Source organism: Mycobacterium scrofulaceum (assembly GCF_002086735.1).
Lineage (GTDB): Bacteria > Actinomycetota > Actinomycetes > Mycobacteriales > Mycobacteriaceae > Mycobacterium > Mycobacterium scrofulaceum.
The window spans coordinates 1-10123 of the sequence record NZ_MVIJ01000090.1 but is presented as its reverse complement, the minus strand read 5'-3'; the positions used below and the strand labels follow the sequence as shown (position 1 = coordinate 10123).

Annotated in this window: 9 protein-coding genes; all 9 read right to left on the bottom strand. The window is 67.5% G+C overall.

The features are described from left to right. Positions 1–78: 78 nt before the first annotated feature. A complete protein-coding gene (locus tag BST44_RS28040) occupies positions 79–798 on the bottom strand; it encodes an MgtC/SapB family protein (protein WP_083179977.1) in 720 nt (239 codons plus the stop codon). 144 nt (positions 799–942) lie between these two features. Further along, on the bottom strand, positions 943–1293 hold the full coding sequence (locus BST44_RS28035; RefSeq protein WP_083179976.1) for a DUF732 domain-containing protein: 351 nt from the start codon (positions 1291–1293) through the stop codon (positions 943–945). Between the two features lie 104 nt (positions 1294–1397). Further along, the gene (locus BST44_RS28030) at positions 1398–1721 is read right to left on the bottom strand and encodes a DUF732 domain-containing protein (protein ID WP_083179975.1); all 324 of its coding nucleotides are present in this window, start codon (positions 1719–1721) and stop codon (positions 1398–1400) included. Between the two features lie 52 nt (positions 1722–1773). Then, on the bottom strand, positions 1774–3183 hold the full coding sequence (locus BST44_RS28025; RefSeq protein WP_083179974.1) for a PPE family protein: 1410 nt from the start codon (positions 3181–3183) through the stop codon (positions 1774–1776). A gap of 74 nt (positions 3184–3257) precedes the next feature. After that, positions 3258–4520 carry a PPE family protein gene (locus BST44_RS28020; RefSeq protein ID WP_083179973.1) on the bottom strand — a complete coding sequence of 421 codons (1263 nt, stop codon included), beginning with the start codon at positions 4518–4520 and terminating at the stop codon, positions 3258–3260. Positions 4521–5155: 635 nt separating this feature from the next. Beyond that, the gene (locus BST44_RS28015) at positions 5156–5347 is read right to left on the bottom strand and encodes a hypothetical protein (RefSeq protein ID WP_083179972.1); all 192 of its coding nucleotides are present in this window, start codon (positions 5345–5347) and stop codon (positions 5156–5158) included. A 571-nt stretch (positions 5348–5918) separates the two neighbouring features. Beyond that, positions 5919–7751 carry a type VII secretion AAA-ATPase EccA gene (gene eccA / locus BST44_RS28010; protein ID WP_083179971.1) on the bottom strand — a complete coding sequence of 611 codons (1833 nt, stop codon included), beginning with the start codon at positions 7749–7751 and terminating at the stop codon, positions 5919–5921. Beyond that, complete coding sequence (gene eccE, locus BST44_RS28005; protein WP_083179970.1) at positions 7748–8944, bottom strand: type VII secretion protein EccE; 1197 nt, start codon at positions 8942–8944, stop codon at positions 7748–7750. The genes eccA and eccE overlap by 4 nt, the downstream gene beginning before the upstream one ends. A 20-nt stretch (positions 8945–8964) precedes the next feature. Beyond that, positions 8965–10123, bottom strand: a 1159-nt coding sequence (locus BST44_RS28000) for a S8 family serine peptidase (protein WP_142274726.1), incomplete at its 5' end; no start/stop codon positions are given.

The following is a 10123-nucleotide window of genomic DNA, read 5'->3' as shown; positions in this document are numbered from 1 at the left end:
TCGACAGCTCGCACTTCACTCGGAGGTCTTCGTCATGTCACCACGCCACGCCGTCCCTAACGTCCGTGGTCAGTACACCTAGCCGCGCCCGTCCGACTGCTGCGCTTCGTCGCCGGCGTACCACTGCACGGCCCGGACTCCCGGTTGCAGCGACAGCTCGGCCACCAGCCGCTCCAGCCGCGACGGCGCGTCCCCGTCCATGAGGAGGTGGGCGGTCAACGTGATCTCGTCGTCGCCGGATCGCCCGGTATGGATCCCGCGCAGGGTGATGTCGTTGCCGCCGGCGTGCTGCACGATCTGGGCGCGCGCATACTGCTCGTGCTTCGGACGGGCGATCACCTGCACCAGGTAGGGTCGCAAGCTTTCGTCCTCGTCGCCGGTGTTGTCGCGGTCGATCAGCCGGCCCAGGGGGCGCCCCAACACGTGGATGGCGATGACGGTCCCCGTGCCGATCAACGCGAAGACCAGATGCCCGGACGCGGCCAGCACGCCGATCGCCGCGGAGCACCACAGGGTGGCGGCGGTGTTGAGCCCCCGGACATTGACCCCTTCGCGCAGGATGACACCACCGCCGAGGAAGCCGATGCCCGACACCACATACGACGCGACCCTGGTGGGGCTGGTGTCCGTGGTGGCGGCGGCGTAGAGCACGAACAGCGTCGCCCCGCCGGCGACCAGGGCGTTGGTGCGCAGGCCGGCCCGGCGGGCCCGCCACTGCCGTTCGAGGCCGATGAGGGCCCCGCAGCCCACCCCCACGGCGAGGCGGAGCGCGAAATCGGCGACACTCAGCGTGTCCATCGGCATTCCTTCCCCCTCGGCCCGGCGCGCTGCCGTGGCAGCAGCTAACCAGGCGCAGGTAAACGGCGGGTGGACCCCAACCCAACCAGATGCTATGCGGCTACGTGCGCGAAACCTGCGGGCCGCCAATCCGTTGCGTCAAGGTCAGGATTGGTCACCGCGGGGTGCCGTCGACGCGCCATGCATGTTGAGTTTCTGGGGGCAATAGAACTTCGCGGCGATGGCCAGAAACGAGGTCGCGTGATCCGCAGTGAGCCCGGGGTTTTGGGACTGCAACTCGCTGACCATCTGCGGGCCGTACTCGCCGTTGCCCATCGACTCGCACACCGCCTTGGCGAACTGCACGGCAGCATCCGGCGTCTTGTAGGTGATACCCGCGGTGCGCAGCGAAGCGAGAAAGCTCGCCTCGTCGACGCCGGCATCGGGGTCGGCGTGTGCGGGCGCAGCCAGGCCGACCACGGCCCACACGCCGATCACCGCCACCAGCAGCCTCATAGCTGGCGATTGTCTCATGCCGGGCCACCACGCGCAGCGCGTGCCCTGGATCGCTGAATGATATTATGCCTCAGCACATCTCGTGCGCGGCACGAATCCGCGCGTCAGGCCTTGCTCAGCTGGTGCGGGCAGTAGTATTTCGCGGAAAGCAACGCGAAGTTGGATGCCATCTCCATGTCCATTCCCGGATTGTGCGTCTTCACGTCGTGGACCAACTCCAGGCCGGACTCGCCGTTGTTCAGGCACGAACACACCGCCCGGCCCGCCCCCACCGCGGCGCCCGGGCTGGCGAAGCTGAAGCCGGCTTGATGCAGTGCGGACAGAAAGGCCCCGTCGTCACCGTCGGGCTCCGGCGGAGGATCGGCGTATGCCGGTGCGGCCAGGCCGATCACGAGCGGGATACCCAGTAGCGCTAGTAGCCGTTTCATTGCTTACCTTCTCTCCTGCGACGGCGACCCAGGTAGTGGATCATGTTGCCCGCTAACCGATTTGGGCGTCAGCGGGAAGGACTTTCGACTTGTCACCCTTTTTCAGGTGCACCGCGTGGATGCCGGGCTTCTTCGCCAACTGCTCGAGCAGGGCATCCAGGCCGTCCTGGTCGACGCTGTGGTGCTGCACGGTTTCGGGTTGCTCCGATATCTGTGCGACCAGGCGCTTCAGTTGTTCCGGCGATTGTTTGTCTTTGAGATCCTTGATCGGCTTCATCCGGTTGCGCACGCTTGCACCGACGACGGTGGGCCCGCCGGAGCCGAGGGCGCTTCCCAGCATCCCCGCCATCCCCATCGAACTGAACAGGCTGCCCTCGCCCAGCGCGGCCGCCGGCACGGCCTCGGGACCCGCCGCCGACAACGCCGCGGCGACCGTACGGATGGCCGGGGTGGCCGACGCCCAGCTGGGCGGAACGGTCAAGGATCCGACCAGCGTGCCCCGGGCGAAGCCCGCCGTCGGGCTGAGCGCGTCGAACAGTGTTCCCCTGGTGAAGCCCAGCGCCCCGAGCCCCGCCCCCAGCGCGTCCTTCGGCAGCGCGCCGTACGCGATCGGCGGGGCGAACTTGAGCCACTGTGACACCGGGAAGTTGATCAGCAGTCCGATGTCGTTGAACGTGGTCGTCAGGCCGAGGGGGACTTTGACGGCGTTGTACATCGCCGTGTAGAAGTTAGCCCCGCCCGGGATCGTGTTCAGGAGGTTGGTCCAGAACGTTTGGTAGGCGGTGCCGAGGTTGGCGAGCCAGGCCAGTGGCCCGGTGGCGCCGGTGGTGGTGCTGGCCAAGTTGGCCGTGCCCGCAAGGTTTTTCGTGACGGTGCCGGCCGCGGTGTTCACGGTCTGGGTCAGGGCGGCCGCCTGCATCGGCCCCGCCGATTGGTTGGTCGTCTGGGGGGCGGGGCTGAACTCCTGCAGGCTGTTCGATGCGGTCGCAGACGACGCGAAGTAGGTGTCCATCGCCGTCGCGTCCTGGGCCCACATGTCGCCGTATTCGGCCTCGTTCGCCGCGATCGCGGCGGTGTTCTGCCCGAACAGGTTGGTCGCTACCAGTTGCGCGAGCAGTGCCCGGTTGGCCGCGATCACCGGCGGTGGCACGTGCGCGGCAAAGGCCGTCTCGTATGCGGCGACGGCCTGCGTGGCCTGCGCAGCGGTTTGAGCGGCCTGGGCGGCGGTTTGCTGTATCCAGGCCACGTAGGGCGCGGCCGCGGCCGCCATGGCCATCGACGACGGTCCGACCCACGGGCCGGTGGACAGGCTCGAGACCACCGACGAGTAGGCGGACGCGGTCGCCTGCAGGTCGGTGGCGAGGTTCTCCCATGCCGTCGCCGCGGCGACCAGGGACTCTGCGCCAGGGCCGCTGTACATCCGGCCCGAGTTGAATTCCGGCGGAAAGGCTCCGTAAAACATCGCTACTCCCCTTGCCTGCTCGATGGCGCCCGGGTGGACGGTGCTGGTCTGGTGTGCGTGGTGGTCATCGCTCGTCAGTCCTCCAGAGCCGGGATCACGATGATGGTCGCGGCGGCGGGGTCTGCCTCGGCGACCACCCCGCCCAGCGAGCCGACGGCCTTGGTCGCAGTGGCGCCCACCGAGTGGGTCGCGCTACTGGCGACGGCCCGTCCCAACAGGCTGGACAGACCCATCTGGCTGAACATGCCCTCCTCGCCGGCCAGCGTGGCGGCCGGGGCGGCGGCGAGGTTGGTGGGTATCACCTGGGCGATCGTCCGGACCGCCGGTGCGGCTTCGGTCCAGCCTTGGGGCACCGACATGTTCCCGACCAGGGCCGCCTTACCCAGAGACCCCGAGACCTGCCCCCCGACGGCGGAGCTGAGCATGGGCTTGACCGCGCTGGGGCCACTGGTCAAGGGGGCAAGCGCGCCGGAGATGGCTTTCGGGCCGGACAGGTAGGCGGCGGCGCTCTGTCCGTTCTGGCCCCACGCGTACGCCTGACCAAACGACAGGAACGGACCGCCGGGAATCGTGCTCCACGACTGTGGCGAATACACCCCGGTGACAGCGCCCCAGAAGGTGTTCCAATTTTGGACGATCGGCGGCACCGTAAGCCCCGTCGAGGTTGTCCCCGCGTTCGTCCCGGCACTCAGGGTCTGTACCGCCGGCTGCATCGTGGTGCTCAGCTGGGACAGGTGCGAAACGGTGTTGGAACTCGACTGCGCGGTGGACTGTGTCATGGCGCTGGCCTGCATGACCGTGCTGTCGTTGTTCGTCGTCTGCGGCGGCTCGGCAAACGGCGTCAACTGCGACGCGGTCGCCGAGGAGGCCGCATAGCCGTACATCGCCGCGGCGTCCTGTGCCCACATCTCCATGTATTGCGCCTCGGTGGCGGCGATAGCCGGCGTGTTCTGACCGAGGATGTTGGTGGCGATGAGCGTGGCGAGCAAGGCCCTGTTGGCCGCGATCACCGGTGGTGGCACGGTGGCCGCAAACGCCGCCTCGTAGGCGCCGGCGGCAAGCTTGGCCTGGACACCTGCCGCCTCAGCCTGTGCGCCGGTGGCATTGATCCACGCCACGTACGGCGCCGCGGCGGCGGCCATCGCGATCGCCGACGGTCCTGTCCATGGACCGGTCGCCAGCGTCTCGATTGTCGAGTTGTACGACGCGCCGGTGACCTGCAGCTCCGCGGCCAACTCGTCCCAGGCCGCTGCAGCGGCCAGCAGCGGCCCCGAGCCCGCACCGACATACATCCGCCCCGAGTTGATCTCCGGCGGAAGCGCTCCGAAATCCAGCATCTTCTACCTCCGGTCCCCCAAGTGGCCGCCATGGTAGGCGCGGCTTTGCTGCCCCGGCCGTATCCGCGCGACAGTTCTAATGAAACGCATGGAATCCCCCGTTCCTGCGGTGAGCTAGTTCACGTACGCAAGACAACAAACCATTCTCTCCTTAGCCGGGAAATCCTTATAGAGATTGGCGGCCGGTTGCCCTCCGGGCCCTACCGCACAAATATAAGTTCAAGCTGACCGTAACACATCGATGCCGTGTTCCCTTCGCGTAACGGAGTGTAAATCCTAAATGTCATCAGGGGGCTGGCCGATGTGAGCACTTGTTTGCAGTCAGTCCCTGAATTTCTATATACAACCAGGTCAGAGCCGTATAAATGCATGAACTAACCACGATTGAGCAGAAATGGCTAATCGCGATTTATGGACAAACTCCACCCGACCGGATCGGCACTCAGCCGATTCGCACCAATGGCTTTTAAGTTATGTTACGACGCGTAACTGCCCGAGTTGACGACCTCCCGTTGCTTATTCCGAAGTGGCACAATTCACACTGCGGCAGAGCCGCTAAAACCACGCTCCAGTTCAGAGCCCCGGCGCATTGCGGGGCCGCGGCCCGAATATCCCCTTCAATCCATCGACGCCTATTACGCCCGGCTCGATCCGACGGCGCTGTCGGTGCTGGCCATGTTGCTGCCGGCGCTCAGCACCATCTGCCCGTGGGCGGTGGCCGGCACATCGCGAACGATGGCCTGGTGCTCGGCCTCCGAAGTGGCCGCCTGAGCGCGACGGGTCGCGCCACGCGCGTCGACATCGCCGAACTGATCGCAGATTGTCATGCAGTTCCCCTACCGTTCACCAGCATGAAGGGTAAACGCGCTAATCTCGCCAGCCCCTGATTAGCTGCTGTTAGTTTCCTGGGAGCCGTGTTGCCCCAGCTCAGAGCCCATTTTGCGTGAACGCCGACCACCTAGTGGCGTCGCCCACGACGTTGCTCCGCCGACGCTTTTCTCCATCCGGGTTTGTAAGAATCGTCGGGCGGCACTTCGTCGCCGCTCACCCGGCCGGCGGCGGGCGGGCGCACCACGACCGAGCCGCCGCACCCATCTCGACCGCACCTCCGGCCCACCGCCTCGGCGTCGATGATTGCGGGCGCCGGATCCACCGACGCCCATGAAACCGGCGCCCGAGAAGTTCCCCGGCATCTGACCGAGTGCCGTGCCGGTGCCAGACCGTTCAGTCCGTTGTGTCGCTCACCGAGCCGAAAGGCAAGCTTTCTACCGCTCCGCAGGCCGCACCGTCCGTCGCCGAAAATAGTTGCGATGAAGCACTTTCAGCGCGCGAGCCGCACCGGACACGGCCCGCGACACCGATGCCTGCGGGCTCGCCCCGTCGCGGACCGAGCCCGGGTTACGGCGACTTGTTCTCGGCAACCGCCGCGCTGAGGCCCTCGGCCAGATCCTCTTGGGTCAGCTCCTTGAACCGCAGGAGTTGCCGCTCGCTGAACTCGGTGACGTCGCTGGCCAGCACCGCATCCAGGTCCTCGTCGTCCAGACGGAAACTGCGGTGGTCGCGGGCCTTCTCGACCACGTTGCGCACGAAGCCGGCGTTGCCGAGCGTATCGATGCCGCGGATCAGGTCCCCATCTTCGGAGTAGCTTTCGTCGAGATAAAACCTGGTGTACGAAGGCAATAGGGATTGCGCCGCTTCCTCGGTGATGACGTCCTCGTTCTCCTGGCCCATCAACCGGGTCAACGCGACCAGCTCGTCCGGCGTGTAGCTGAAGAACTCGATGACGGTCGAAAACCGCCGCCGCAGACCCTGGTTCACGTCCAGCATCTTCTCCATCGCCTTGGCGTAACCGGCACCGAAGACGACGAGCTCGTCACGATGGTTCTCCATGTACAACAGCAGCGTGTTGATGATCGCGTTGCCGTACGGATCGCCCTGCTGGTAGCCCTTTTCGTGCAATGTGTGCATCTCGTCGAAGAAGACCGCCCCGCCCAATGCCTCCTCGAGCATCTCCTCGGTGTTCTTCTCCGCGTCGGCCATGTACCGGCCCAGCAGCTTGGTGCGGCTGGTCTCCACCACCACCGGCTTGCGCAGCACCGTCAAGCCGCACAACTGCTTGCTGAACGCCCGCGCCACCGACGTCTTGCCGGTACCGGGCGGCCCCAACAACAGGGTGTGCCGCGACGTCACCGGGACGGGCAGGCCCATCTTGGCGCGGGCCAGGTTGACCTTCGTGGTCGACTTTATGAGCTTGATTTCCCGCTTGGCACGCTCCATGCCCAGCATCGCGTTGAGCTCCGCGTCACCCTCGGCCAGGTAGCGGGCGGCCTCCTCGGCGTGGCGAGCGGCCTCCGTCTCCGCGCGGGTCGGCGCGCTCTCCGGGTCCCACGGGTTCGTCCGCGCCTCAATGGTTTCCGGGTCGGTCAGGACCAGCCGGTAGTTCGCGTTATCCAGCGCTTCGCGGGCCGGGCCGAACTTCGGATCCCGCGAATACACCCGGCGCAGCAGTTCTACGGCTTCGTCCTCGCGGCCCAGGTGCCGCAGGCACATGCCCTGGGTGTACAGCGCGATGTTTGCCGCACCCGGCACCCGGTCGCCTTCGACGGCGTCTTGGCCGCGCCGCAGCGCCTCTTCGAAGACGCCGAGCGACGCCAGCGCCGTGGTGGCCATCGCCGCCCCGGCGGCCTTCAGTTCGGGCTGCCGCCAGACCTTGCCCTCGGGGAACTGGTTGAGCACGTCGGGCCAGCGGCCGGTGCGGAAATACAGCACGCCCCGCACATAGTCCACCAGCTCCTGCTCGAAGGGTTGCCGGGGCTCGACACCGTCGAGCAGCTCCGCCGCCTCCTCGTAGCGCTTCGCCTCGGCGAGAACGGCCGCGTAAGCGCAAGCCAATGACTCGACGCTGGTGACGGCCAGTTGCAGGAACAACCCATCGGAAACCTGGGGCCGGAAGTCCAGGTCGGTGACGCCCAGCCGGCGGGTCTCCCACCCGAAGGTCCGGACCGACGCCCACGCGCCGGCAAGTACCTCGATGCTGCGCTCCCCCGCCAGCAACCGCGCCAGCCAGGCGTCGCACATGCCCGGATCCAGGTTGCTGGCAGTGGCGAACATCTGCGCGGCCACCTGCGGATTGTGGCTGGGCTGCAGCCCGTTGACCGATATCCCCGATGCCAACAGGCCGGCGACCATCGCGTTGCGGGCGCCCTCGGCGGTCGATTGCGGCCGCGTCATTGCGCTGCAGGCACGCCCGCCGGGCTCCCTCGCAGCTGATCGACCGACAGCACTAGGTCGTCGTCGTCGCGCAGCACGCGGCTCGGCACGACAAGCGGGGCGCGTGTCGCGGGGGCGGGCATGCTGGCGCGGACCGCGGCCAGCTGTCGTCCGGTGAGGCGGTTGAGGCCGGCCGACACGTCGCGTGGCAGCCGCTTTTCGCTGTGGTAGCGCACCCAGGCCGACACCTGCGGCCGGCCCGCACGAGAGGTCAGGCGGATCGTCAGGACCGTGGCGACGGTATCCGCCTGCCACAGCTCGTCGAGCGTGTCGGTGGTGATGTCGGAGGGCGTCACCCAGAAACTCGTGGTGAAGCCATTGAAATGCTTGAGGTGGCGCCAGCCGGGCCGGCTCCAGGTGGGCTCCAGGTCGGCGAGCACCGCGCGATCAACCTCGGTGAGCTCCTCGGCTGTCAGCGGTCGCGCGGCACAGGTGAGCCCGTCGAGGTCCTGTGCGAGCCGCTCGGTGGCCGCCACCAGGGTCGATGCCAGCGAGTCGCGAACCGCCACCGCGGCGATGTTGCGCTGCGGGTTCATCCGCAGCACCAGCCAGGTGCGGCGAACGAACGAGGTGGGCTCGCCGTTGGCCACCTCCCACTCCTCGGGCCCGAAGTCGTCGAGCTTGGACAGCTCGGCGGCGTTGCCGCCGCGGCGCACCTTGACCGACACGATCTCGATGTCGTCGAGGTGAATGTCGAACTGCCGCAACCCATCTGCGACAGCCTGCACCAGCAGGGTGGGCGGCGACGTCCGGTGCCGGTGGCGCGACGACGGGTCGCCCTCGCCGTCATTCACCGCGATGACCGATATCAGCTGACCCTCGTGCTCCCGGACACCGACCCGGTCACGCCCGAATCGGCGCTGGTAGTCGAGCGCCGGCGTGCAACCCGCGCCCAGCGCGGTGCCCGGATCGGCGGACCAGTCCCACAGCCAGGTGGCCAATGCCGAGGTCACCGTGACGCCGTGATAGGTGATCAGCGACAACAGGGCGATCAACGCCGCGAGGCCCACACCCACCCAGAAGGCGATGCGATAGGTGCCCTGCCAGGACTCGGGACAGTGGCTGGCGACCACCATGATGGCGACATCCACCAGGAACACCGCGGTGACCCGTGGCCACGACAACGACAACCCTAACCTGCGCTGAGCTTTCATGACTGTTTGCTGCTCCGCCCTCATTGCTGCTTTCGCGATCGCTTCATCAGCATCGCCGTACCGAACACGCCCCCACCGATCAGTAACGCTCCGAGCAGGCCTCCGGCCGCCACCCACACCGGCACCATGTCCCTGGGCGGGGCGGCCTTCGGTATGTTCAGCGGCGCCGACAGTTGCTGCGGCGGCTTCAGGGGTCCCTCGGGTACGTCCCACGTGAGCGCCGCCACCGGGTCGACGATGCCGTGGCCGATCTGATTGTCCACGCCGCGCGCCGGTGCGCGGGCGGTGCGGGTCAACCGGTTGATGACCTGGTATGCCGACAGCTGGGGGAACTTGGCGCGGACGAGCGCGGCGACGCCGGACACGATCGCCGCCGAGAAGCTCGTACCGGACGGAACCAGCAGCGTGTTGTCCGGGCCGTCGATCGCGTTGATCACGCCGTCGTCCCGGGGGGACAGCCCGACGACGTCGGTGCCGGGTGCGGCGATGCCCACCCATGGACCGGCCACGCTCGTCGAGCCCTGCCCCTGACCGCCCTGCGTCAGCGGCCGGCCGTCTTCGTCGACCGCGCCCACGGTCAGCACATAGTCGCTGAACCACGACGGGGTCACGACGGTGGTGACGGAGCTCCAGTTGCGAGGATCGTTGGGCTGCAACGGATCATGCGGCGGGTTCTGCTTGCAGTCCTTCTTGCTCGTGTCGCCCGCCGCGGCCACGATGACGGCGTTCTTGTCGACCGCCGCGTAGCGCACCGCGGCGCCCAGCGCGCGCTGGTCGATGATGTTGCGGGCGCTCATGCAGGTGACGTCCGAGATGTTGATGACCTGCGCGCCCATGTTGGCCGCGTGCACGATCGCCCGGGCCATCGTCTGGACGTTGTCGATCTTCGCCCTCGTCTGGGGGTCCTCGTCGCCGGTGTAGGCGTCCTTGAGACCGAAGGCCTGGCTGGACTGGCGGATCGCGATGATGTCCACATCCGGGGCGATACCGCTGAACGCGTCGGGACCGGCCGAGGGGGCCGGCGGCGGTGGCGGGGACGGCGGCGGATCCAGTGGGCGCGGGTAGTCGATCCCGACCACGTGGCTCCCGCCCGAGTAGCTGGGTATCGTCACCGTGCCACCGACGTGGTTGCCCGCGGGGGCCTGCCCGGCGGGAGGCTGCCCGCCCTGGGGTGGTCCC

Excerpts from the sequence above, each read along its gene's own strand:
- BST44_RS28015 (WP_083179972.1), bottom strand. The coding sequence starts at position 5,347 with ATGACAATCTGCGATCAGTTCGGCGATGTCGACGCGCGTGGCGCGACC.
- eccE (WP_083179970.1), bottom strand. The coding sequence starts at position 8,944 with ATGAAAGCTCAGCGCAGGTTAGGGTTGTCGTTGTCGTGGCCACGGGTC.
- BST44_RS28035 (WP_083179976.1), bottom strand. The coding sequence starts at position 1,293 with ATGAGGCTGCTGGTGGCGGTGATCGGCGTGTGGGCCGTGGTCGGCCTG.
- BST44_RS28030 (WP_083179975.1), bottom strand. The coding sequence starts at position 1,721 with ATGAAACGGCTACTAGCGCTACTGGGTATCCCGCTCGTGATCGGCCTG.
- BST44_RS28025 (WP_083179974.1), bottom strand. The coding sequence starts at position 3,183 with ATGTTTTACGGAGCCTTTCCGCCGGAATTCAACTCGGGCCGGATGTAC.
- eccA (WP_083179971.1), bottom strand. The coding sequence starts at position 7,751 with ATGACGCGGCCGCAATCGACCGCCGAGGGCGCCCGCAACGCGATGGTC.
- BST44_RS28020 (WP_083179973.1), bottom strand. The coding sequence starts at position 4,520 with ATGCTGGATTTCGGAGCGCTTCCGCCGGAGATCAACTCGGGGCGGATG.
- BST44_RS28040 (WP_083179977.1), bottom strand. The coding sequence starts at position 798 with ATGGACACGCTGAGTGTCGCCGATTTCGCGCTCCGCCTCGCCGTGGGG.